This window comes from Stenotrophomonas sp. YIM B13575 (assembly GCF_042787595.1).
GTDB lineage: Bacteria > Pseudomonadota > Gammaproteobacteria > Xanthomonadales > Xanthomonadaceae > Stenotrophomonas > Stenotrophomonas lactitubi_B.
In genome coordinates this window covers 14,451-36,958 of sequence record NZ_JBHZOP010000053.1, presented here as the reverse complement: position 1 = coordinate 36,958, position 22,508 = coordinate 14,451, and the positions used below count along the sequence as shown (strand labels likewise).

The window sequence follows — 22,508 nt, the reverse complement described above, 5'->3', positions numbered from 1 at the left end:
TTTTGTTTGTTTGTGACCGCACCCGCCGGGCATGGCCCGGCGCTACCGGAAACGGGGGTAGCGCCGGGCCGTGCCCGGCGAGCGCAGCGGCGCGTTCATTCGGTGGTGGCGGGTACGTCCTGCAGCCGCAGCGTCGCCATCACGCCCAGGCGCAGGCCGGGCAGGTCGCCATCGGCGGGCAGCAGGATCGCCTGTTGGCGGATGCCGCCGAAGTGCTTGACCTGGAACAGGACATCCAGCCCATGGCCACTGGCACCGCCGCCGCTGGCCGCCGGTGCGCCAGGATTGCGCCGGGCCGGCTGGAAGCCGGGCGTGCTGCGCACCAGCTCGACGGTACTGGCGGAGAAATCTCCGGCGATCAGGCTCGGCATGCCCTCGGCCGTGGCGCCGATCCAGGTCATCAGGTCGCTGGTCTGGTGTTGCCGGGCATTGGCTTCGTCGGGTTCAGGCCGCAGGCGCGCGACGTAGACGTTGACGTCGTTGTCGCCCAGGCGCAGGCGCATCATGCCGGCGGCACTGAAGGTGCCCGGTGGATGCAGCAGGGTGACCCCGTCCTCGCTGACCGGCAGCCGGCTGAGCATCGCGTTGCCGTGCCGGACCGGCTGGCTCGGCGGGTCGGCGGTGACGAAATCGCAGCTGTAGCGCAACCGGCTGGCCAACCAGCAGGCCGGGTTGCGCCCTTGCTGCTGCAGTACCTGCTGCACCGAAATCACATCCGGCTGCAGATCGGTCAGCAGCTGCAGCACCTGTTCGCGGCGCTGCTTCCATTGGCCTTCGTCACGGCTGGGCAGTTCCAGCGCGGCGACGGTCAACTGCCGCACCTCTGTGCCCAGGCCTGCGGCCGGCGGCGCCTGTGGCCGGGCCAGCGCAGGCACGGCCAGCATGAGGGCAAGGCAGCTGGGCAGGATGCGGGCGAAGGGCAGGGGGCGCATAACGATAAGTTTACGCTTTTGCCGTGCAGGTTCCGTGACTTCCGGCAGGGCTGCATGCGCCTGCCATGCTTTGGCGTGGCTGTCATGCAGCCCTGCAGCGTGCTTCGCACGCACAGGTTCCGGTACTCTTGCGCCTTTCGTTTTGCAGGAATGCCTTACAGGATGAGCCACGACGCAGTCGCCCCCATCGCCGGCCAGGGAAAGATGCCGCGCCAGATCCCGTACATCATCGGCAATGAGGCCTGCGAGCGGTTCAGTTTCTACGGGATGCGCAACATCCTGGTGCAGTTCCTGATCACCTCGCTGCTGCTGCAGGAAATCACTGCCGAAGGCCGTGCCGGTGAAGCCAAGGACATCATGCACAGCTTCATGATCGGCGTGTATTTCTTCCCGCTGCTCGGCGGCTGGCTGGCCGACAAGTTCTTCGGCAAGTACCACACCATCCTGTGGTTCAGCCTGGTCTACTGCATGGGCCACCTGTGCCTGGCGTTGTTCGAAGGCAGCCGTGAGGGCTTCTTCCTCGGCCTGGGCCTGATCGCACTCGGCGCCGGTGGCATCAAGCCGCTGGTGGCCTCGTTCATGGGGGACCAGTTCGACCAGAGCAACAAGCACCTGGCCAAGATCGTCTTCGACGCGTTCTACTGGATCATCAACTTCGGCTCGCTGTTCGCCTCGCTGCTGATCCCGCTGGTGCTGAAGAACTGGGGCCCGCAGTGGGCCTTCGGCATTCCGGGCATCCTGATGTTCATCGCCACCTTCGTGTTCTGGCTGGGCCGCAAGCGCTACGTGCTGGTGCCGCTGCCGCCGAAGGACCCGCATTCGTTCGCCAACGTGGTGCGCACCGCGCTGACCGCGCGCGTTGCCGGCCAGGGCCGTCCGGGCCTGGTCATGGCCGTGGTCGGGCTGGTGCTGGCGGTCGCCTCGTTCGGCCTGGTCGGCTCGCTTGGCATCGTGATCTGCCTGTGCCTGGCGCTGGTGTCGATCCTGGCAGGCATCGGTGGTGGTACCTGGCTGCAGCTGGACCGCGCCCGCGGCCAGCACCCGGCCGAAGCCGTGGAGGGCGTGCGCTCGGTGCTGCGGGTACTGGTGATCTTCGCGCTGACCACCCCGTTCTTCTCGCTGTTCGACCAGAAGGCCTCGACCTGGGTGCTGCAGGGCCAGCAGATGCAGATGCCGAGCTGGTTCACCGCCTCGCAGATGCAGGCGCTGAATCCGCTGCTGGTGATGATTCTCATCCCGTTCAACAACCTGGTGCTGTACCCGGCCCTGCGCCGCTTCGGCTTCGAGCCGACCGCGCTGCGCCGGATGACCGCCGGCATCGCCTTCAGCGGCCTGGCCTGGATCGTGGTCGGCGGCATCCAGGTGGTGATGGACGGTGGCAACGCGATGTCGATCTTCTGGCAGATGCTGCCGTACGCGCTGCTGACCTTCGGCGAAGTGCTGGTCTCGGCCACCGGCCTGGAGTTCGCCTACAGCCAGGCACCGCAGGCCATGAAGGGCGTGGTGATGAGCTTCTGGAACCTGACCACCACCATCGGCAACCTGTGGGTGCTGCTGTCCAATGCCGCCGTGCGCAATGACACGGTCACCCACAAGATCGCCAGTACGGGCCTGAGCGAGGCGGCATTCCTGATGTTCTTCTTCGCCGGTTTTGCTTTCGTCGCGGCGTTGGCCTTCGGTTGGTATGCGAAACGCTATCGTATGGTCGACAACTACCGCACCGCCTGAGCCTGACATGACCCCCGTCAATCTGCTGTTGATCGCCATCACCGCCATCCTGTCGTGGATGGCGTTCAACAACCGCAAGCTGGCTGACCGCCTGATCCTGTGGCCGCCGGCGGTGGATCGCCACCGCCAGTACGACCGCCTGATCACCTATGGCTTCATCCACGCCGACTGGTCGCACCTGATCTTCAACATGATCACCCTGTTCTTCTTCGGGGGATTCATCGAGAGCGTGATGGTGCAGCTGACCGGCAGCTACCTGGTCTATCCGGCGTTCTACGTCGGTGCGCTGCTGGTCTCGATCCTGCCCAGCTACCTGAAGAACCAGAAGAACCCGAACTACCTCAGCCTCGGTGCGTCCGGGGCGGTGTCGGCGGTGCTGTTCGCCTTCATCCTGATCAAGCCGTGGTCGATCATCCTGGTGTTCTTCATCCCGGCGCCGGCGATCGTCTATGCCGCGTTCTACGTCGGCTACAGCATCTGGATGGACAAGCGCGGTGGCGATCGCATCAATCACAGCGCGCACCTGGCCGGTGCGGCGTTCGGCGTGATCTTCATGCTGGCCATGCAGCCGAGCATCTTCAGTCACTTCCTGCGCGAGCTGTCCAACCCGACCTTCCGCCTCGGCGGCGGTTGAGGGTGGTTGGGGTCGGATCCGCTGGATCCGACCCCCGGGGCTGCGGCTCCGCTCCGGGTCAGGCCCGGGTTTCCTGACCGTAGGTATCGAGCAGGCGGGAGAACACTTCCTCGCCGATGCTCTGGAACGCCTGGTCTTCGGTCTGTCCCTCCACGGCCAGTTGCAGCAGGCCCTCCAGCAGGGCGTGATCGGTATCGGAATGGGAATCGCTGGGGTGCATCGCGGGCCTCCACGGCAGATCGCTTGGTCGACTGTCGCAAGGGGCATGCCAAGCTGGCGCACCCCTGCAGAGGGGTTAGCGGCCGGCTGGACTGCAGCTTGAGGGCAACATCTGACGCAGCGGGCGCAGACTTGTCCCTGTTCAGGCTTCACGCGATCATGGCGCCCGCGTGCGCACCATCCACGCAGTCGCCGCAGGAGACAGTCCCATGGCTTCGGTCACGCCCCCCGGTCTGGCTTACGAGGTCGAACACGATCAGGTCAACCACCGGTTCACGGCCCGCGTGCGCGGGCAGGTGGCACTGTTGGATTACCAGATCAAGCGCAGGCGGATGGTCATCACCCATACCGAAGTGCCCGAGCCGATCGCTGGCCGTGGCATTGCCGGTGAGCTGACCCGGGTCGCACTGCGTTTCGCCCGGGAGCAGAAGTACAAGGTGGTGCCGGCATGTGCCTATGCCGAGGCCTTCCTGCAGCGGCACGAGGAGTATCACGATCTGCTTGTGGGCTGAATCCAGCGGGCCACGCTTCAGCCAGGGCAGGCGATGATGTATGAACATGAACAGGGGATCCCGATGAAGATTGGAAACAACCGGCCACTGCACGCCAGCGTGCTGGCCGGCGCTATGGGCGTGCTGTTGCTGGCCGGTTGCCAGCGCGAGAACGAGGCGGCACCGGCCACCGACGCCGCACCTGCGGCCGAAGCCACTGGCACCGCCGAGGCCCCCGCAGCGGAAGCGCCGTTGGATCTGCGCGATGTGATCGAGAACAACGAACGTGAAGTGGTCGGCATCAGTTACCCGGCGGGCATCGATCGTTATCCGGGCCTGGCGCGCGCGCTGCAGGCCTATGCCACCTCCGCCCGCAGCGATCTGCAGCAGGCGCTGGACGGGCTGGGCAACGACAAGCCGACCATGCCCTATGAGCTGTCGCTGAGCTTCGAGAAGCTGCTGGAGACGCCGCAGCTGGTGGTAGTCAGTGCCGACGGCAGCCGCTACACCGGTGGCGCCCACGGCGAACCGCTGGTGGCACGTTTCGTGTGGCTGCCGGCGCAGCAGCAGATGCTGAGCGCCGACAAGCTGGTGACTGACGCCAAGGGTTGGAAAGCGATCAGCGATTTTGTCGCCGACCAGCTGCGCGAGCGCGTGGCCACCCGCCTCAGCGGCGAGGACATGGACCCGTCGCAGCTGCAGGAATCGCTGCGCAATGCCTCGCGGATGATCGCTGACGGCACCGGTCCGCAGGCCGACAATTTCAGCCAGTTCCAGCCGCTGACCGACGACAAGGGTCAGATCACCGCGCTGCGCTTCGTGTTCCCGCCCTACCAGGTGGGTCCATACTCGGATGGCACCCAGACCGCCGATGTACCGGCCTCGGTGGTGTTGCCGCACGTGGCCAAGGACTACGTGGAGCTGTTCGCGCGCGGGTAACCGCAGACGAGGAGGTGTCGTGGATACAGGGTTGCAGGAGCGGGTCACCGGCCTGCTCCACGAGGCCGGGGTCCAGATCGATGGAACCCGGCCGCAGGATATCCAGGTGCATGACCCGCGCTTTTTCGCGCGGGTCATGGCGCACGGCTCACTCGGCCTGGGCGAGAGCTACATGGACGGCTGGTGGGATGCCAACGTTCTTGATGAGTTTCTGTACCACCTGATGCAGGCGCACCTGGACGAACGGGTGCACGGCTGGCGCGAGGTGGCCGACGCGTTGAAGGCGCGTCTGTTCAACCTGCAGGCCGGGCAACGCAGCTATGAAGTCGGCCGTCGCCACTATGACCTCGGCAATGATCTGTACCAGGCGATGCTTGGCCAGCGCCTGGTCTACAGCTGCGGGTATTGGCGCAACGCCAACGATCTGGATGCGGCGCAGGAAGCCAAGCTCGATCTGGTGTGCCGCAAGCTCGGGCTGCGCCCCGGGCAACGCGTGCTGGATATCGGCTGCGGTTGGGGCGAGGCGCTGAAGTTCGCTGCAGAGCGTTATGGCGTCAGTGGCGTGGGCGTCACCATTTCGCAGGAGCAGGCTGACTACGCGCGTGAGTTGTGCGCGGGCCTGCCGATCGAGATCCCGCTGCAGGACTATCGCGAACTGGACGAGCCGTTTGATGCGATCTTCTCGATCGGCATGTTCGAGCACGTCGGCGACAAGAACTACCGCAGTTTCTTCGACGTGGCGCGGCGCTGCCTGTCGCCGCGCGGGTTGCTGCTGTTGCACACCATTGGCAGCAACGTCTCGCGCCATCGCACTGATCCGTGGATCGCGCGCTACATCTTCCCCAACTCGATGCTGCCGTCGGCGGCGCAGATCAGCCGCGCATTTGAAGGGCGCTTCGTGCTGGAGGACTGGCACAACTTCGGTACCGACTATGACCTGACGCTGCAGGCGTGGCGTCGCAATGTGGAAGCGGCGTGGCCGACACTGGATGCCCAGCGCTATGACGAGAGATTCCGTCGCCTGTGGCGGTTCTACCTGGCCGGATCGATGGCGACGTTCCGCAGCCGGCATGCGCAGTTGTGGCAGCTGGTGCTGTCGCCGCAGGGCGTGCCGGGGGGATACGTGGCACCGCGGTGATCGCCGGGAACATCCACGCATGGCGTGGATCTACTGGGATCACGCAACCCTGCGGTAGATCCACGCCATGCGTGGATGACGCAAAAAAAACCGCCCGGTCTCCCGGGCGGTTTTCATTTCACGCTGTGGTGCCGGCGATCAGTTGCCGGTGCCGGTCAGGCCACGCTTTTCCAGCAGCGGTTCGATCTGCGGCTCGTGGCCGGCGAAATCGCGGAACAGCTGCATCGCATCCACGCTGCCACCCTTGGACAGCAAGGTCGCGCGGAAATGGTCGCCATTCTTGCGGCTCAGGCCGCCGTTGTCGCGGAACCACTTCTGGGTGTTGGCGTCCAGCACTTCCGACCAGATGTAGGCGTAGTAGCCGGCCGAGTAGCCGCCCATGATGTGGCTGAAGTACGGGGTCTTGTAGCGCGGCGGAACCGGCGCGTAGTAGATGCCGTCCTTCTCCAGCGCGGCGCGCTCGAAGGCCATCACGTCCTTGGCGGCCGGCACCTGGTCCGGGCCGATCTGGTGCCAGCGCTGGTCGAGCATGGCGGCGCCCAGGTACTCGGTGGTGGCAAAGCCCTGGTTGAACTTGGCCGCGGCCAGCACCTTGTCCAGCAGTGCCTGCGGCATCACCGAACCGTTCTGGTAGTGCTTGGCGTAGTTCTTCAGGATGGCCGGGTTGTCGGCCCACATCTCGTTGACCTGCGAGGGGAACTCGACGAAGTCGCGCGGCACCGCGGTGCCCGAGAAGTACGGATACTTCACGTTCGAGAACATGCCGTGCAGGGCGTGGCCGAACTCGTGGAAGGTGGTGCTCACTTCATCCCAGGTCAGCAGGGTCGGCTGGCCGGCCGGCGGCTTGGGGATGTTCAGGTGGTTGGCCACCACCGGCTTGAAGCCCGTCAGCTTGGACTGCGAGACGTACGAGTTCATCCATGCACCACCGCGCTTGGAGGCGCGTGCGTACGGGTCGAAGATGAAGATCGCCAGCTGGCTGCCGTCGGCATCGAACACGTCATAGACGGTGACGTCCTCGTGGTAGACCGGCAGGTCGGTGCGCTGCTTGAAGGTCAGGCCGAATTCCTGGTTGGCGGCGAAGAACACGCCGTTTTCCAGCACGTTCTTGATCTCGAAGTACGGCTTCAGCTGCGATTCGTCGAAGTTGTACTTGGCCTGGCGCACCTTCTCGCTGTAGAACGCCCAGTCCCACGGCTCCAGCTTGAAGGTCGGCTTGCCCGCCGCCTTCTGTTCCTGGTCGATCATCGCCTGCAGGTCGGCGGCTTCGCGCTTGGCGTTGGCCACCGCGGCCGGGGCCAGCTTGCCCAGCATCGCATTGACCGCTTCGGGGGTCTTGGCGGTCTGGTTGGTCAGGTTGTAGGCGGCGAAGTTCGGGAAGCCCATCAGCTTGGCCTTGTCGGCACGCAGCTGCATGATGCGCGCGACCAGCGCGGTGTTGTCGAACTCACCGCCGCGGCTGCCGCGGGTGGTGGAGGCTTCGTAGATCTTCTGGCGCAGGGCGCGGTTGGCCAGGTTGGTCAGCGGCGGCTGGCCGGTGGTGTTGAGCAGGGTGATCACATACTTGCCGTCCAGGCCACGGGCCTTGGCGGCTTCGGCGGCGGCGGCGATCTGTTCCTTGGACAGGCCGTCCAGTTCCTTGACGTCGTTGACGGTGATCGCCGAAGCGTTCACTTCCGACTGCACGTTCTGGCTGAACTTGGTGCCCAGGTTGGCCAGCTCGGCGTTCATTTCCTTCAGCTTGGTCTTGTCGGCCTCGGACAGCTTGGCGCCAGCGCGCACGTAGTTGTCGTAGTACTTCTCGACCAGGCGCACGCCTTCAGCGTCCAGGCCCAGGGTGGTGCGGCTGTCATACAGCGCCTGGATGCGCGCGAACAGCTTGCCGTTCAGCGCGATTGCGTCGCTGTGCGCGGCGAACTTCGCCGAATAGTCGGCCTGCAGCTTCTTGCGGGTGTCGTTGGTATCGGCGCCGACCAGGCTGAAGAACACGGTGGTCGCGCGGTCCAGGGTGTCACCGCTCTTTTCCAGGGCGATGATGGTGTTGTCGAAGGTCGGCTTGGCCTTGGTGTTGGCGATCGCTTCCACTTCCTTCAGCTGCTGCGCCATGCCGGCGTCGAAGGCCGGGGCGAAGTCGCTGTCCTTGATCTTGTCGAACTGCGGGAAATGCAGCGGCAGCGGGCTGTCGGCGAAGAACGGATTGGCCTGCTGGGCGTTGGCAGCGGCCGGGGTGGCGGCGCTGGCCGAATAGGCGGGCAGGGCAAGGCCGAGGGTCATGGCCACGGCAAGGGCAAGGCGGGTGGTCAAGGTCGATACTCCGGTAAGGCAAACAAGGGCCCGAGGGTAACCCGGCCCGGCGCGCCCGCACTTGTGTCAAAAGGCATGTTGGCAACGCCGCCCTGCTGCAGAGCCACTCCATGGCTGGCTGCCCCGGGTACCATGGAGAACACCGCCCCCAGGCCCGTTGCCATGACCACCGCCTACGATTTCAGCTTCCGTGACCTCGACGGCCAGCCGCAGGCGCTGGCGCAGTACCAGGGACGTCCTCTGCTGCTGGTCAACGTGGCCAGCCGCTGTGGCTTCACCCCGCAGTACACCGGGCTGGAACAGCTGTGGCAGGACTATCGTGATCGCGGCCTGGTGGTGATCGGCTTTCCCTGCAACCAGTTCGGCGCGCAGGAACCGGGCGATGCCGCGCAGATCCGCCAGTTCTGTTCGATCGATTATCCGGTCAGCTTCCCGCTGTCGCAGAAGATCGAGGTCAACGGCGAGGGTGCCGACCCGCTGTGGGCGTGGCTGTCGCACGAGAAGCGCGGGTTGCTGGGCATCGCCCGCATCAAGTGGAACTTCAGCAAGTTCCTGGTCGATCGCGAGGGGCAGGTGGTGGATCGCTATGCACCGACCACCACGCCGGAGCAGCTGCGCGGCGGCATCGAAGCGCTGCTGTAGCCGCTCTCTGTAGAGCCGAGCCCAGGCTCGGCTTGCGCGCGCAGCGTGCGTGCCTGCCATGGTCGGCCGGCAGAGCAGCCGAGCGTGGGCTCGGCTCTACCACAGCCCGGTTTATTTTTCGACGAACGCGCGCTCGAACACGTAGTGGCCGGGTGTACCGATGCGCGGCGAGGTCTGGAAGCCGCGGCTGTCCAGCACGGTGCGCAGGTCGGCCAGCATCTGCGGGCTGCCGCAGATCATCGCGCGGTCGTTTTCCGGGCTCAGCTCGGGCAGGCCGAGGGTGCGCTGCATCTCGCCGCTTTCCATCAGCGAGGTCAGGCGGCCCTGGTTCGGGAACGCCTCACGGGTCACCGCCGGGTAGTACAGCAGCTTGTCACCGACCATTTCGCCCAGGAACTCATGCTCGCGCAGCTCCTTCTCGAAATAATCGCGATAGGCCAGGTCCTTTTCGTAGCGCACACCGTGGCACAGGATCACCTTGTCGAAGCGCTCGTAGGTCTCCGGGTCCTTGATCACCGACAGCCACGGCGCCAGGCCGGTGCCGGTGCCCAGCAGGTACAGGTGCTTGCCCGGGTGCAGGTCGCTGATCAGCAGGGTGCCGGTGGGCTTCTTGCCGACCAGGACCTTGTCGCCCGGCTTGATGTGCTGCAGGCGCGAGGTCAGCGGGCCGTCCTGCACCTTGATGCTGAAGAATTCCAGCTGTTCTTCCCAGTTCGCGCTGGCGATGGAGTACGCGCGCAGCAGCGGCCGCGCGTCGGTCTCCAGGCCGATCATCACGAACTGGCCGTTCTCGAAGCGGAAACCGCTGTCACGGGTGAGGGTGAAGCTGAAGTAGGCGTCGGTCCAGTGGCGGACCTCAAGCACCGTTTCGGCGCCGAAAGCGGAGGACATGGGCGTATCTATCGGAAGTCGTCGGGGTAATTCTATCTCAAATGAGACAGGTTCTCATTAGGCGGAACGAGAGGCGTTCTCAGCGGTAACCTGCCGCCTGCAGTTCGAACAGCTCGGCATAGCGGCCGCCCTGTGCCATCAGCTCCTGGTGGGTGCCGCTGGCCTCGATCCGGCCATCGGCCAGTACCAGGATGCGGTCGGCCATGCGCACGGAGGAGAAACGGTGGGAAATCAGCACTGCGGTGCGATTATCCGCCAACTCCCTGAACCGCTGGAACACCTCGAACTCGGCGCGGGCATCCAGCGCCGCGGTGGGCTCATCCAGGATCATCACCTGTGCATCGCGCATCCACGCGCGGGCGATGGCGATCTTCTGCCACTGGCCCCCGGACAGGTCCACGCCCTGCTTGAAGCGGCGGCCGATCTGCTGGTCGTAGCCGCCGGGCAGGGCAGCGATCACTTCCTCGGCCATGCCCCGGCGGGCGGCATCGGTGATCCGCGCACGGTCGTCCATCGCTTCGACCTGGCCGACACCGATGTTCTCGCCGGCACTGAGGTTGTAGCGCACGAAGTCCTGGAAGATCACGCCGAGGTTGGCGCGCAGGTCGTCCAGGTCGTAGTCGCGCAGGTCGCGGCCATCGAGCAGGATGCGGCCTTCGTCCGGCTCGTACAGGCGTGCCAGCAGCTTGACCAGGGTGGTCTTGCCCGCACCGTTCTCACCGACCAGTGCCAGCACTTCGCCCGCGTGCAGCTGGAAATCGAGGTGGCGCACGGCCCAGTGCTCGGCATCGGGATAGCGGAAGCCCACGTCTTCGAACACGAAGCCTTCGCGGATCGGCTGCGGCACGCGCACCGCGTCCTTGCGCGAGTGGATTTCCGGTTCGATCTGGAAGAACGAATACAGGTCGTCCAGATACAACGCCTGGCTGGCCACCTGCGAGAAGCCGATCAGCAGGCCTTCCAGCAACTGGCGCAGGCGCAGGAAGCTGCCGGCGAGGAAGGTCAGGTCACCGATCGAAAAATCGCCGCGCACCGTGCGCCAGGCGATATAGGCATACGCGGTGTAATAGCCCAGCGTGCCCAGCGCGGCCAGCAGCGTGCCCCAGAACGCACGCCGCCGGGCGAGTGCGCGGTTGGCCAGGAACAGTGCCGCCGACAAGCTGCGGTAGCGCTCGACCAAGAACCGGTGCAGGTTGAAGATCTTTACTTCCTTGGCTGTTTCCACACTGGCGCCGAGTTGGCGCAGGTAGTCCAGCTGGCGGCGTTCCGGCGTCCACAGGAAATTGAGGCTGTAACCGGCCGCATTGAAGTGCGATTCGCCGATGAACGCCGGCACCAGCGCCAGCGCCAGCAGCAGGATCAGCCACGGCGCGTAGACCAGCAGGCCGACGGCCAGGCTGGCGACGGTGATCGCATCCTGCACCTGGCCGAACAGCTGGCTCATCAGGTTCATCCGGCCCATGGTCTGGCGCCGCGCACGGTCCAGCTTGTCCTGCAGGTCCGGGTCCTCGAAGTCCTCCAGGTCCAGGGTCGCCGCATGTTCCATCAGGCGCACGCTGGTGGCGTTGGCGAACAGTTCCGAGAGCAGCGCATCGGCGTAGCTGACCAGCCGACCGAGCAGGTCCGAGGCGATGGCCAGGCCCAGTTCCAGTGCCAGCAGGCCGAGCAGCGGATTGAGCAGCCCACTGGACAGGGCCTCTCCCAGCGGTGGGAAGCCGGCATCGTGCTGGCTGAGGTGCAGCGCGGTATCGATGATCAGCTTGCCGACGTACAGCATCGCCACCGGCAGCAGCGCACGGATCAGGCGCAGGCCAAGGCTGGCGATGGTCAGGGCGCGGCTGGTCTGCCACACCTGGCGCAGGAATGGCGGCAGGTTGCGCATCGCCTTGAAGCGTTGACGCAGGCTGGGTTTCTTGGCGCCGGCAGCGCCGGCAATGGGGGAAGCAGGCATGCCGCCATTGTGCGCGCCTGATGCGTGCAGATGGGGTCAGTGCAGCCGTGCGGCCGACACCGGGGTCAGATCCCTTTGCGCGGCAAAGGGCTCTGACCCCAGCGACCCAAACCGGATCAGAGCCCTTCGCAGTGCGAAGGGGGCCGACCCACCTCCATCCACGCATGGCGTGGATCTACCGTGTCGACCAAGGTCGACACCTACCGACAGCTGCAGGAACCTGACCCGGACGGCAACCCCCTTACGGCAACGGCGGCAGCAGCCCAGCGCCCAGCCGGTTCCAGGCATTGATCACCGCAATGCCCATGCTCAGGTCGCTGATGCCCTTCTCATCGAAGTGCGGCGCCAGCGCATCGAACGCCGCCTGCGACGGCGCACCATCGGTCAACCGGGTCAGCGCCTCGGCCCAGCCCAGCGCCGCGCGTTCGCGTTCGTCGAAGAAACGGCTTTCGTGCCAGGCCGGCAGCGTATCCAGCTTGCGCGGCTCGATGCCGCCCTTGCGCAGCGTGGTGGCATGCATGTCCATGCAGTAGCCGCAGCCGTTGAGCTGCGAGACGCGCAGGAACACCAGTTCCATCAGGGTCGGATCGACCGAACTGTCGTGCACCGCCTTGCTGGTGGCCAGCAGGCCCTTGAACGCATCGGCGGCGAGGCGGGTGTAAGGAACGCGGGGAGAGGCGTGGTTGGACATCTTCAGCTCCACGGCGGCCACGATGGCCGCCTTTCGTTACAAGGACGCCGCAGTGTCGGCGCGCGTGACAACCGCAGGCAGTTTTTCTGGATTCAGCACGCTGTAGAGATTGGCGATGCGGCCATCGACCACCTCGATGGTGGTGATCGAGTGCAGGTGGTCGCCTTCGAAGCGCAGGATCGCCGGCTCGCCGTTGACGTAGCCAAGCTGTGCCGGATGCGCTGCGCCGCGGCGGGCGATCGCCCAGTACAGGCGGCCGATACGCTCGGCGCCCAGCAGCGGACGCACCGCCGCGGTAACCACGCCACCGCCATCGGAGACCAGCAGCGCGTTGGCATGCAGCAGCGCCTGGATGGCCTCGCTGTCGCCGCGCTGGGAGGCATCCATGAAACGCGCCAGCAGCTGCCGGTGCTGGCTGGCGTCGGCGTTGAAGCGCGGGCGCCCGGCCTGCAGGCGCTGCCGGGCCCGGTGCACCAGCTGGCGGCAGTTGGCCTCGCTGTGGCCGATCAGATCGGCGATCTCGCGGTAGTCGTGGTCGAAGGCTTCCTTCAGCAGGAACGCGGCGCGCTCTTCCGGGCCGAGCTGTTCGAGCAGGGTCAGGAAGGCCACCGATACATCATCGGCCAGCGCGTGCAGCTGGGCCGGGCCGGGCGCCGGATCAGGTTCGAGGGTGATCGCCAAGGGTTCGGCCAGCCACGGGCCCACGTAGCGCGCGCGCTCACGCTTGGCCGCGCGCAGCCGGTCCAGGCCCAGGCGGGTGGTGGTGGTGACCAGCCAGGCTTCCGGGTCGGCGATGGCCGCGGTATCGGCGCCGGACCAGCGCAGCCAGGCATCCTGCACCACGTCTTCGGCGTCGGTGCGGCTGCCCAGCAGGCGGTAGGCCAGCGCCATCAGGCGCGGGCGGTGGGTATGGAAGGCGGTTTCGGCGTTCATGTTGGCAAGGACGCCGTAGCGGCGCGTGGCGTGACAGAGGGCAGGGCTCAGATCTTGCCGGCCTGCGGCCAGCGCTGCCACCCCGCGGCCGAGGGAGGGGGTAAAATGGGCGGATTACCCCCGCCAGCCTTCAGCAAGCGAGCAATCCGTGACATCGATCAAGCAGGAAGACCTCATCCAGTCCGTCGCCGACGCGCTGCAGTACATCTCGTACTACCACCCGGTCGACTACATCAAGAACCTTGCCGCCGCCTACGAGCGCGAGGAGTCGCCGGCAGCGAAGGAGGCGATCGCGCAGATCCTGATCAACTCGCGGATGTGCGCCGAAGGCCACCGGCCGATCTGCCAGGACACCGGCATCGTCACCGTGTTCCTGGAAATCGGCATGGACGTGCGCTGGGATGACGCCACCATGGGCGTGGAAGACATGGCCAACGAGGGCATCCGTCGCGCCTACCTGTACCCGGACAACAAGCTGCGCGCCTCGGTGCTGGCCGATCCGGCCGGTAAGCGCATCAACACCAAGGACAACACCCCGGGTGTGGTCAACGTCAAGGTGGTGCCGGGCAACACCGTCGAAGTGATCGTCGCCGCCAAGGGCGGTGGTTCGGAAGCCAAGACCAAGTTCGCCATGCTCAACCCGTCCGACTCGATCGTCGACTGGGTGCTGAAGACCGTGCCGACCATGGGCGCAGGCTGGTGCCCGCCGGGCATGCTCGGCATCGGCATCGGTGGCACCGCCGAAAAGGCGATGCTGCTGGCCAAGGAAGCGCTGATGGAGCCGATCGACATCACCGAACTGCAGGCCCGCGGTGCGTCCAACCGCATTGAAGAGCTGCGCCTGGAGCTGTACGAGAAGGTCAACGCGCTGGGCATTGGTGCGCAGGGCCTGGGTGGCCTGACCACGGTGCTCGACATCAAGATCAACGACTACCCGACCCACGCGGCCAACCTGCCGGTGGCGATGATCCCGAACTGCGCCGCCACCCGCCACGCGCACTTCACCCTGGACGGCAGCGGCCCGGTGATGCTGGACCCGCCGTCGCTGGAAGACTGGCCGAAGCTGACGTACGACGCCTCCAAGGGCACCCGCGTGGACCTGGACACGATCACGCCGGAAGACGTGGCCAGCTGGAAGCCGGGCCAGACCCTGCTGCTCAACGGCAAGCTGCTGACCGGCCGCGACGCCGCGCACAAGCGCATGGTCGACATGCTCAACAAGGGCGAGCAGCTGCCGGTCGATCTCAAGGGTCGCTTCATCTACTACGTCGGTCCGGTCGATCCGGTGCGCGATGAAGTGGTGGGCCCGGCCGGTCCGACCACCGCCACCCGCATGGACAAGTTCACCGAACAGGTGCTGAGCGAAACCGGCCTGCTGGGCATGGTCGGCAAGGCCGAGCGCGGCCCGGCCGCGATCGAAGCGATCAAGAAGCACAAGTCGGCCTACCTGATGGCCGTCGGTGGTTCGGCCTACCTGGTGTCCAAGGCGATCAAGGCGGCCAAGGTCGTCGGCTTCGCCGACCTGGGCATGGAAGCGATCTACGAGTTCACCGTGGAAGACATGCCGGTGACCGTGGCTGTCGATTCCACCGGCGAATCGGTGCACAAGACCGGCCCGCGCGAATGGCAGGCCCGCATCGGCAAGATTCCTGTCGTGGTGGAGTGATCGGCGCGGCGTCGTCCATGCCTGTCCGATTGTAGAACGGCGCCCTGGTGGCGCCGTTCGTCGTTTAACGTTTGCACTCGCGCGGCTTTGCTAGGGTGAGCGCGTTGCCATGGAAGGGAAGCCGCTTGTGCGTCAAGCAATACGGATCGTTTTCGCTGCAGTCGCCATTGCGTTGATGGCAGGCTGCACGCCGCAGTATTACGTGGCGCAACCCACCAGTGAGGCCGGCCGCGTGTGTGCGGCGGGGTGTGCACAGCGGCATCTGCAATGTGCGGGTCAGGCGCGTTCGATGGCCGAAACGGCGCAGCAGAGCTGTCAGGCGGACAAAGCGCGCGTGATCGATACGTGCAGCGATATCGCTGACGAGAAGATGCGGCATCGCTGCGAGGGCGCACGTGGCGCCGGCGCATACTGCGCGACCGCAGCCAACACGCGCGCCTGCGATGCGACCCGGGCCCAGTGTGTACTCGACTGCGGCGGATCGGTGAGCGAAATCCGTTCTTCCGGCAGTCTTCCGGTCTATTGAACAAGGAGTGTCCTGTGAACCTGTTGCGCAGTCTTCCGTTTGTCACTCTGCTGGCTCTTGCCGGATGCAGTACATCGTCCTCGTCGTATGACGGTGGGGGTGGCTTCAGCGCCGGTGCCCAGTGCCAGATGCAATGCCAGGCCAGCTACCGCAGCTGCATGGCCGAAGGCGCGGGGATCGGCAGCCGCCAGTCCAGCTGCGAGCAGCAGGTGGCGCCGACGCCGGACAAACGCTGCAAGGACATCGAGCATCCGGAACTGCGTCGTTCCTGCGAATTGAAGGCGCACGACTGCACGCTGCGGGCGCCGATGATGGGCTGCGGTGAGCGTCGTGATACCTGCATGAGCAGCTGCGGCTGACCACGCCGGCGACAGCGCGCATAATCATCCGTTCCCCGCACAGGACCGGTCATATGCGCACCACCTTGTATGGTTCCACCAGCACCGCCTCGCTGGTGGTGCACTGGCTGCTGATCGAGCTGGGCATCGAGCACGAACTGGTGCTGCTCGATTTCGACACGCGCGAGCACAAATCAGCTGACTATCTGGCGCTCAATCCGGCAGGCAGAGTGCCGACTCTGTTGATCGACGGCCAGGTACTGACCGAGGCGGCCGCGATTGCGCTGTATCTGGCAGATCGTCATCCGCAGGCAGGGTTGTTGCCTGCCGTCGGTGCGCCCGCACGCGGTGAGGCCTATCGTTGGATGTTCTGGTGTGCCAACACCGTGCAGCCGGCGTACCGCGGTTGGTTCTACGCGCATGAAGCGGCGGGTGGCGAGTGCATCGACGGCGTGCGTGCGATGGCGCGGCAGCAGCTGGAAGCGGCGTGGCAGCACGTTGCCACGCACCTGCAGAGCGGCGGCCCCTACCTGCTTGGCGATGCGCCGAGCGTTGTCGATTTCATGCTGGTGATGTTGATGCGCTGGTCGCGCAACATGCCCACGCCCAGCGACCACTGGCCGGTGTTGAAGGCGTATGCGGACCGCCTGAAGGCGCGCCCGGCGTTCGCCGAGGTCTATCGCCGCGAAGGCATCACCGACTGGCGGTAACCCGTTCTGTAGAGCCGAGCCATGCTCGGCTGCATTCACGGGTAGCACGCGAACCGCAGCCGAGCATGGCCCGGCTTCTACCAAAGCGGGGCGGGTTACAGGATTTCCAGCACCGTTTCCGGTGGCCGGCACAGGCGGGTGCCCTTGGCGCTGCGTACCACCGGGCGATTGATCAGCCGTGGGTGGGTGGCCATCGCGGCCAGCAGGGCATCGTCGTCGCTTCCCTGCAGGCCCAGTGCGGCGAACTCGGGTTCCTTGCTGCGCACCAGTTCGGTGGCTGCCAGGCCGGATTCGGCCAGCACCTGGCGCAGCGTGGCTACGTCGGGTGGGCTGCCCAGATACTCGATCACCACCGGTTCGACACCCGCGTCGCGGATCAGCTTGAGCGCCCCGCGCGAGTTGCTGCACGCGGGGTTGTGCCAGATCGTCACCTCCATCAGAACCACTCCAGCAGGGACACGCCCACGCCGACATAGGTTGCCTTGTGGTTGTAGTCGATCAGGCTCTCGCCATAGCCGTCGAAGATCTGCACATGGCCGCGCAGCAGGTTGCTGATCGGGAAGCCGTAGTCCAGCTGCAGGGCGCCGTGCGAGCGGTCACCGGTGCGCAGCGAATGACGCGCCATCAACGAGACCTCGTGACCCTTGTGGTTCCAGGTCAGGGTCGCGTCGCCGCGGCCCATGTAGTCCTCGATGTCCGGGTTGTTGTCGTCGCTGCGGGTCTCGGGAATGCGGTACCAGGGACGCAGCACCAGTGCCCAGTTCTCGCGGTCCAGGCCGACATTGAGCATCACCCGGTTCCAGCTGCGCGACAGCGGATCGGCTCGGCCGTTGGACTGGTGGTTGAGGCTGATGCCGGTCATCCGCCCACGCCAGCCACCGATCGAGTAGCCGTTGCGGAACACCATCATCACTTCCGGCTCGTAGTTGGTCTCGCGGAACGGGCGCGAGTCCTCGCCGTTGTAGGCCTGCCAGCGCGAACTCTGGGTGTAGCCTGCCCAGATGTCGCCGTTGTCGCCGAACAGGTTCTCGACGATCTTGGTCTTGAAGCTGATCTGGAACTTCAGCTCGGCGCTGTCCAGCACCTGCGGGGTGGTCACGCTGTTGGCCGGGTTCGGCGAGTGCGGCATGGTGTTGCGGTCGCTGGTCCAGAAGGCCGGCAGCAGGTACACGGGCTTGTACGCACGCAGCTGGAACGGCCCCAGCTTGGAGTCCTCGGCCAGTTCCCAGCGGCTGTCCAGCAACGAACCGCGGCCGGCATTGGCAAGGGCGCTGTCGGGGGCTTCGGAACGGAACAGATCGCTGACGCGTTCGCGCAGTTTTTCCTCGCCCTGGCTTACCCGCGTGGTGTTGCGCTGCTCGCGGCGTGCCTGTGCGGCGGCTTCGGCGGCCGCATCAGCTTCGGCGGTGGCCTGCGGCGTGCGCCCGAACTGGCGGTCGTAGCAGGCCAGGCGTGCGGCATCGGTGGTGATGGCCGCGCAGGCGGCCGGCGAGGCCTCGGCACTGGGCGCGAATTCCTGGGCGGCCAGTGGCGCGCTTGCGAGGGCCAGCGCCAGCGGTGCAAGGCGGGGGAACAACGGAGAGAGGGTCATTGCAGCAGGCCCTTCGGAATGAATGCGGAAAGAGGGACAGTGTGGCGGCTGCATCCGGTAACGGCCAGCCCCACGGGTTTATGCCCGGCGTATGCGTGCGCGCTGCGTGAAGGCCGCCTGTCTCACAGGAACCAGGCGAAGGCGAACAGGCCCAGCATCGCGATCACCAGCGCCAGCTTCAATGCCAGGCCAAGCAGGATGCCAAGCCACGTGGCCAGCCCGACCTTGGTCGAGCGGCCGAGCTCGCGGGTATGCCAGTACTCGCCCAGCAGCGCGCCGAGCAGGGGGCCGGCGAACAGGCCGATCGGCATGAAGAACAGGCCGACGATGCTGCCGATGAACGTGCCCCAGAGCGCTTTGCGGCTGGCGCCCACGCGCTTGGCGCCGACTACGGTCGCCAGCACGTCGACCAGCAGCGACAGCGCGGTCAGTACGCCGAGGATCAGCAGGGTGGGCCAGCCGACATGGACGAAGCCATCTGCCCACGCAGCCAGCACCAGTCCGACGAAGACCAGCGGGATGCCCGGCAGGGCTGGCAGGACGATGCCTGCGATGCCGATCAGGACAAAAATGACCGCTAGCAGATACAAGATGAATGAGAGGTCCATGCTGTCCAGTATGGTTGGCTTTTTGGGGTTGACAGTGAAAGGTTTTTGCCAGTTGCTTTTTCGTTTTGGTCGGGTTAAGTTGCAGTCGCTGAGCTTGGCAAGGTCACCGTGGATCGTGGCCTGATGAAGCAAGATCGTTCCGATCCGCTGCATCGATGCACCTCGCTTCCCCCTTGCTTGTCAGCCGCCCAACAGGCGTATCCAACAACAAGTAGAGAGTCAAAGGGAGTTAGTGAGATGGCTGATCGCGAGAACGGTACCGTGAAGTGGTTCAATGATGCCAAGGGCTTCGGCTTCATCAGCCGGCAGAATGGCGAGGACGTGTTCGTGCACTTCCGTGCCATCGAGACCCAGGGCTTCAAGAGCCTCAAGGAAGGCCAGGCTGTGAGCTTTGAAGTGGTGCAGGGCCAGAAGGGCCTGCAGGCTGACAAGGTCCAGCCGGCGTAATTCCTGCCGCTTGCCGGCATGAAAAAGGCCCGCGCAAGCGGGCCTTTTTTTGTTGCTCCGGTTCTGATCGGCCGGGGCCCGCTGCGGTTCAGCGCAGGATGACCTTGCCGTTGACCACGCGGACATAGGTGTTTTCGCGGATGCCGCCGAGGTCGCGCTGGTTGACCACGATGGTGCGGCCGTCATCCATGCGCACGCTGATGTCATAGGTATCGCTGGTGACGTTCTTCTGGATCTGGTTGCCCGCCAGGGCGCCACCCACGGCGCCGGCGGCGGCGGCGATGTTCTTGTTGCCGCGGCTGCCGCCGGTGTGGTCGGAGATCTCATGGCCGGCAACCGCGCCGACGATGCCGCCGAGGATCGCGCCGGTGGCGGAAGGTGCGGTACGGCCAGACTGCACGGCATTGATGCGGGTGACGATGCCGCAGTCGGCGCAGCGGCCCTGGTTGTAACCGGAGTTGTTGCCGTAGCCGCCGTTGTTGTAGCCGCTGTTGTTGTAACCACCACCGCCATAGCCCGGCGAGGTGGCACAGCCGGCCAGGGCGAGGGTTGCGATGACACTGGCGGCGATGAGCTGGATCTTCATGGGGCGTCTCCTGGCCGTGAAGGCGGGTGCGTTGGGTGGTACTGCGTCATGCAGCAGGGTGAGCGAATCCTCCTCTTTCCAACGTGAACAAGGCGCCAACCACGCCAGCCTTCGCCCTCTCGAAGATGAATCAGCGGAAATCCTGGTGACAGGCCTGGCAATCGTTCTGCAGTGCCTGCAGCTGCTGCGCCAACGCGGTGCAGTCGGTGGCAGGGCTGGCCAATGCCGCATTGAGGTCGGCCCGGTACTGGCTGGCGTGCTGCTGGAACTGCCGGCTGTCCTTCAGCCCGGGAAAGGCCAGGTCCAGGTCGTTGGACAGCAGGCGCAGCACCTGCAGGCGCGGGACGCTGTCGGCCAGGCTGCAGCGGTTCTGCTGCTGCGCCTGCTGCAGCAGATCCGCCTGTCGCTGCATCACCTGCATCAGGCTGTCCGGGAATGGATCGCGGCGCGCCTGCAGGGCACGGCCGACCATCACCGTGGCAATCAGGCCGATCAGCAGGCCCAGGCCGAGTACGAACAGATAGCGGTAGGCGGCGGATGGGCGGCGGGGTGGGCTGGCACTCATGGCGGGCGCTCCGGGCGTGCAACGGTGGGTTCGGTGTCGGCGAGCAGTCGTCAGGGCATCTGCAGGCTAAAATAGCCCGATGAACGAACAGGTCAAACAACGCTTCGCCGGCATCGAACGGCTGTATGGCGTCGGCGCGCTCGAGCGCCTGCAGGGCAGCCGTGTCGCCGTGGTCGGCATGGGCGGTGTCGGCTCGTGGGTGGTGGAGGCGCTGGCGCGCTCCGCGGTTGGCCATCTGGCCCTGATCGATGCCGATGACATCTGCGTATCCAACACCAACCGGCAGCTGCCGGCGCTGGAGGGCAATTACGGGCGCAACAAGGCCGAGGCGATGGCGGAGCGCTGCCGGGCGATCAATCCGCAGATCGAGGTCGACGCCGTGCAGGCATTCCTGACCCCGGCCAACATGGGCGAACTGCTGGACCGCGGTTTCGACCTGGTGATCGATGCCTGTGACAGCTTCCGGGTGAAGGTGGAAACCATCGCCTGGTGCCGCCGCCGCAAGCTGCCGTTGCTGACCGTCGGCGCGGCCGGCGGCCGTACCGATCCGACGTTGGTGCGCATCCGCGATGTCTCGCGCACCGAGCATGACGCGATGCTGGCGTTGATCCGCAAGAAGCTGCGCAGCGAATTCAACTTCCCGAAGAATGCCAAGCGCTATTTCGGCGTGCCGGCGGTGTATTCGCTGGAGAACGTGAAGTATCCGCAGGCCGACGGCAGCGTCTGTGGCCTGCGGCCGAACCTGGGCGCGGATGCGGCCCTGAAGCTGGATTGCGGCGCTGGCCTGGGCGCAGCCACGCACATCACCGGCGCGTTCGCATTTGCCGCGGTGGGCAAGGCGCTGGAAATGCTGCTGGAGCCGAAGAAAGTTAAAGCCGAAGCGGTTGAGGCAGAGGCCGGGGTGTGATCGGGTAGTGCCGGCCGCTGGCCGGTATCTGCGCTGATTCAAACGTTCCGGGGTTGCCGGCCAGCAGCTGGCACTACCGTTACGGTGCCGGCAGGCTGAACAGCCGCCGCGCGTTGTCCGTGGTGGCCCGCGCCACGTCTTCACTGTCCATTCCGCGCAGCGCGGCGATGTGGCGGGCGATGACCGCCAGCCGCGCCGGCTCGTTGCGCTGGCCACGGATACCTGCGTCGGGCTGGTCCGGTGCATCGGTCTCCAGCAGCAACTGCTGCAGTGGCATCTCGCGGACAAGCCGCTGCAGGCGCTGCGCGCGCTCGTAGGTCAGTGGTCCGCCCAGGCCGAGCAGGAATCCCAGTTTGTGCAGTTGCGCGGCCTGTTCCGGGCTGCCGGAAAAGCTGTGCACCACCCCGCGCAGGCCACCGATGCGGCGGATCGCGGCGATCACCGCATCCACTGCACGGCGGGCATGCACGATCACCGGCAGATCGAACTCGCGTGCCAGCTTCAGCTGGCCGAGGAAATAGTCCTGCTGGGCCTCGGCGTCCAGGCCCTCGACGAAGAAATCCAGTCCGCATTCGCCGATCGCGCAGGGCCGCTCCTGGTCGATCCATTCACGCAGTTGCGGCAGGTGTTCAGGCCGGTGCTGGTCCAGGAACATCGGGTGCAGGCCATAGGCGGGGTAGAGGCCCGTCGCCTGCTGGCAGACCGCGCGCAGCTTTGGCCAGCTGGCCGCAGTGACGGCCGGCACCACCTGCCACTGCACGCCGGCAGCGCGTGCGCGGTCGATGACCGCCTCGCGGTCGCCGTCGAATTCGCTGGCATCCAGATGGCAGTGGCTGTCGACCAGCAGGTTCAACGCTGCTCCAGCGGCGGTGGCGTGGCTGCGCTGCGGCTCTTCCAGTTGGCCAGCAGCAGGGTGCCCAGGCCCAGCATCAGTTCGTCGACGAACGGAATCGGGTCGGGGATGAGCAGGGTCAGCGCGAACAGGCCGGCGGTCAGCTTGAACAGGGTGGGGTAGCGCAGCCGGCGCGCCCATTGCAGGACCGGCAGCAGCATCGGGTTGGCCATGACGGG

The 22,508-nt window shown here is 65.8% G+C and carries 26 protein-coding genes; 12 read left to right on the top strand and 14 right to left on the bottom strand.

What is annotated here, in order from left to right:
* Positions 1–95: 95 nt before the first annotated feature.
* The gene (locus ACFX4F_RS10085; RefSeq protein ID WP_312704189.1) at positions 96–932 is read right to left on the bottom strand and encodes an endonuclease/exonuclease/phosphatase family protein; all 837 of its coding nucleotides are present in this window, start codon (positions 930–932) and stop codon (positions 96–98) included.
* Between the two features lie 162 nt (positions 933–1,094).
* Here ACFX4F_RS10085 and ACFX4F_RS10080 point away from each other — a divergent pair, with 162 nt between their 5' ends.
* Together ACFX4F_RS10080 and ACFX4F_RS10075 are read left to right on the top strand one after the other, a co-directional pair.
* Entirely contained in the window at positions 1,095–2,660 is a 1,566-nt protein-coding gene (locus tag ACFX4F_RS10080; RefSeq protein WP_099821157.1) for an oligopeptide:H+ symporter, read from the top strand.
* Between the two features lie 7 nt (positions 2,661–2,667).
* Positions 2,668–3,294: a rhomboid family intramembrane serine protease gene (locus ACFX4F_RS10075; RefSeq protein ID WP_025876742.1), complete on the top strand. Its 627-nt coding sequence runs from the start codon at positions 2,668–2,670 to the stop codon at positions 3,292–3,294.
* Positions 3,295–3,352: 58 nt separating this feature from the next.
* Here the strand turns inward: ACFX4F_RS10075 and ACFX4F_RS10070 are convergent, their stop codons facing one another.
* Positions 3,353–3,514 (bottom strand): hypothetical protein, encoded by a 162-nt coding sequence (locus ACFX4F_RS10070; RefSeq protein WP_165780990.1) that lies wholly within the window; start codon positions 3,512–3,514, stop codon positions 3,353–3,355.
* 208 nt (positions 3,515–3,722) lie between these two features.
* Here ACFX4F_RS10070 and ACFX4F_RS10065 point away from each other — a divergent pair, with 208 nt between their 5' ends.
* The 3 genes from ACFX4F_RS10065 to cfa are packed head-to-tail and all read left to right on the top strand — an operon-like array spanning position 3,723 to position 6,081.
* Positions 3,723–4,025, top strand: a complete 303-nt coding sequence (locus tag ACFX4F_RS10065; RefSeq protein WP_089236171.1) for a GNAT family N-acetyltransferase — start codon at positions 3,723–3,725, stop codon at positions 4,023–4,025.
* A 36-nt stretch (positions 4,026–4,061) separates the two neighbouring features.
* Positions 4,062–4,943 carry a DUF3298 and DUF4163 domain-containing protein gene (locus ACFX4F_RS10060; protein WP_099821230.1) on the top strand — a complete coding sequence of 294 codons (882 nt, stop codon included), beginning with the start codon at positions 4,062–4,064 and terminating at the stop codon, positions 4,941–4,943.
* Between the two features lie 19 nt (positions 4,944–4,962).
* Positions 4,963–6,081 carry a cyclopropane fatty acyl phospholipid synthase gene (cfa, locus tag ACFX4F_RS10055; protein WP_380654772.1) on the top strand — a complete coding sequence of 373 codons (1,119 nt, stop codon included), beginning with the start codon at positions 4,963–4,965 and terminating at the stop codon, positions 6,079–6,081.
* Positions 6,082–6,219: 138 nt separating this feature from the next.
* Here the strand turns inward: cfa and ACFX4F_RS10050 are convergent, their stop codons facing one another.
* Positions 6,220–8,385, bottom strand: coding sequence for a M3 family metallopeptidase (locus tag ACFX4F_RS10050; RefSeq protein WP_380654769.1), 2,166 nt, complete (start codon positions 8,383–8,385; stop codon positions 6,220–6,222).
* A gap of 162 nt (positions 8,386–8,547) precedes the next feature.
* Here ACFX4F_RS10050 and ACFX4F_RS10045 point away from each other — a divergent pair, with 162 nt between their 5' ends.
* Positions 8,548–9,027, top strand: coding sequence for a glutathione peroxidase (locus ACFX4F_RS10045; protein ID WP_380654766.1), 480 nt, complete (start codon positions 8,548–8,550; stop codon positions 9,025–9,027).
* A gap of 111 nt (positions 9,028–9,138) precedes the next feature.
* On the opposite strand, the gene ACFX4F_RS10040 is transcribed toward ACFX4F_RS10045, so the two are convergent.
* The 4 genes from ACFX4F_RS10040 to ACFX4F_RS10025 all read right to left on the bottom strand — a co-directional run bounded on the left by ACFX4F_RS10040 (position 9,139) and on the right by ACFX4F_RS10025 (position 13,493).
* Positions 9,139–9,918, bottom strand: coding sequence for a ferredoxin--NADP reductase (locus tag ACFX4F_RS10040; protein ID WP_140225775.1), 780 nt, complete (start codon positions 9,916–9,918; stop codon positions 9,139–9,141).
* 79 nt (positions 9,919–9,997) lie between these two features.
* On the bottom strand, positions 9,998–11,869 hold the full coding sequence (locus ACFX4F_RS10035; RefSeq protein WP_380654762.1) for an ABC transporter ATP-binding protein: 1,872 nt from the start codon (positions 11,867–11,869) through the stop codon (positions 9,998–10,000).
* Between the two features lie 241 nt (positions 11,870–12,110).
* Complete coding sequence (locus ACFX4F_RS10030; RefSeq protein WP_380654759.1) at positions 12,111–12,560, bottom strand: carboxymuconolactone decarboxylase family protein; 450 nt, start codon at positions 12,558–12,560, stop codon at positions 12,111–12,113.
* 36 nt (positions 12,561–12,596) lie between these two features.
* Positions 12,597–13,493 carry an RNA polymerase sigma-70 factor gene (locus ACFX4F_RS10025; RefSeq protein ID WP_380654756.1) on the bottom strand — a complete coding sequence of 299 codons (897 nt, stop codon included), beginning with the start codon at positions 13,491–13,493 and terminating at the stop codon, positions 12,597–12,599.
* Between the two features lie 148 nt (positions 13,494–13,641).
* Here ACFX4F_RS10025 and ACFX4F_RS10020 point away from each other — a divergent pair, with 148 nt between their 5' ends.
* The 4 genes from ACFX4F_RS10020 to ACFX4F_RS10005 all read left to right on the top strand — a co-directional run bounded on the left by ACFX4F_RS10020 (position 13,642) and on the right by ACFX4F_RS10005 (position 16,733).
* Complete coding sequence (locus ACFX4F_RS10020; protein WP_099821151.1) at positions 13,642–15,159, top strand: fumarate hydratase; 1,518 nt, start codon at positions 13,642–13,644, stop codon at positions 15,157–15,159.
* A 109-nt stretch (positions 15,160–15,268) separates the two neighbouring features.
* Positions 15,269–15,685 carry a hypothetical protein gene (locus tag ACFX4F_RS10015; protein ID WP_133119638.1) on the top strand — a complete coding sequence of 139 codons (417 nt, stop codon included), beginning with the start codon at positions 15,269–15,271 and terminating at the stop codon, positions 15,683–15,685.
* A gap of 14 nt (positions 15,686–15,699) precedes the next feature.
* Positions 15,700–16,044, top strand: a complete 345-nt coding sequence (locus ACFX4F_RS10010; protein ID WP_099821149.1) for a hypothetical protein — start codon at positions 15,700–15,702, stop codon at positions 16,042–16,044.
* 53 nt (positions 16,045–16,097) lie between these two features.
* Positions 16,098–16,733 carry a glutathione S-transferase family protein gene (locus ACFX4F_RS10005; protein ID WP_380654750.1) on the top strand — a complete coding sequence of 212 codons (636 nt, stop codon included), beginning with the start codon at positions 16,098–16,100 and terminating at the stop codon, positions 16,731–16,733.
* A gap of 95 nt (positions 16,734–16,828) precedes the next feature.
* On the opposite strand, the gene arsC is transcribed toward ACFX4F_RS10005, so the two are convergent.
* From arsC to ACFX4F_RS09990, 3 genes are all read right to left on the bottom strand, one after another.
* Positions 16,829–17,170 carry an arsenate reductase (glutaredoxin) gene (gene arsC, locus ACFX4F_RS10000; RefSeq protein WP_099821147.1) on the bottom strand — a complete coding sequence of 114 codons (342 nt, stop codon included), beginning with the start codon at positions 17,168–17,170 and terminating at the stop codon, positions 16,829–16,831.
* Positions 17,170–18,324: a phospholipase A gene (locus ACFX4F_RS09995; RefSeq protein ID WP_380654747.1), complete on the bottom strand. Its 1,155-nt coding sequence runs from the start codon at positions 18,322–18,324 to the stop codon at positions 17,170–17,172. The genes arsC and ACFX4F_RS09995 overlap by 1 nt, the downstream gene beginning before the upstream one ends.
* Positions 18,325–18,446: 122 nt before the next feature.
* Positions 18,447–18,932 carry a DUF456 domain-containing protein gene (locus tag ACFX4F_RS09990; RefSeq protein WP_099821145.1) on the bottom strand — a complete coding sequence of 162 codons (486 nt, stop codon included), beginning with the start codon at positions 18,930–18,932 and terminating at the stop codon, positions 18,447–18,449.
* Positions 18,933–19,169: 237 nt separating this feature from the next.
* On the opposite strand from ACFX4F_RS09990, the gene ACFX4F_RS09985 reads away from it, so the two are divergent.
* Positions 19,170–19,379, top strand: coding sequence for a cold-shock protein (locus tag ACFX4F_RS09985; protein WP_025876765.1), 210 nt, complete (start codon positions 19,170–19,172; stop codon positions 19,377–19,379).
* A gap of 88 nt (positions 19,380–19,467) precedes the next feature.
* On the opposite strand, the gene ACFX4F_RS09980 is transcribed toward ACFX4F_RS09985, so the two are convergent.
* Both ACFX4F_RS09980 and ACFX4F_RS09975 read right to left on the bottom strand, forming a co-directional pair.
* Positions 19,468–19,965, bottom strand: coding sequence for a glycine zipper 2TM domain-containing protein (locus ACFX4F_RS09980; RefSeq protein ID WP_099821144.1), 498 nt, complete (start codon positions 19,963–19,965; stop codon positions 19,468–19,470).
* 130 nt (positions 19,966–20,095) lie between these two features.
* Positions 20,096–20,530 carry a hypothetical protein gene (locus tag ACFX4F_RS09975; protein ID WP_380654743.1) on the bottom strand — a complete coding sequence of 145 codons (435 nt, stop codon included), beginning with the start codon at positions 20,528–20,530 and terminating at the stop codon, positions 20,096–20,098.
* A 79-nt stretch (positions 20,531–20,609) separates the two neighbouring features.
* Between ACFX4F_RS09975 and ACFX4F_RS09970 the strand changes: the two genes are divergently transcribed.
* Complete coding sequence (locus ACFX4F_RS09970) at positions 20,610–21,437, top strand: ThiF family adenylyltransferase (protein ID WP_380654740.1); 828 nt, start codon at positions 20,610–20,612, stop codon at positions 21,435–21,437.
* A gap of 79 nt (positions 21,438–21,516) precedes the next feature.
* Here the strand turns inward: ACFX4F_RS09970 and ACFX4F_RS09965 are convergent, their stop codons facing one another.
* Both ACFX4F_RS09965 and ACFX4F_RS09960 read right to left on the bottom strand, forming a co-directional pair.
* A complete protein-coding gene (locus ACFX4F_RS09965; protein WP_380654737.1) occupies positions 21,517–22,290 on the bottom strand; it encodes a TatD family hydrolase in 774 nt (257 codons plus the stop codon).
* Entirely contained in the window at positions 22,287–22,502 is a 216-nt protein-coding gene (locus ACFX4F_RS09960) for a DUF6116 family protein (RefSeq protein ID WP_380654734.1), read from the bottom strand. The genes ACFX4F_RS09965 and ACFX4F_RS09960 overlap by 4 nt, the downstream gene beginning before the upstream one ends.
* Positions 22,503–22,508 lie beyond the last annotated feature (6 nt).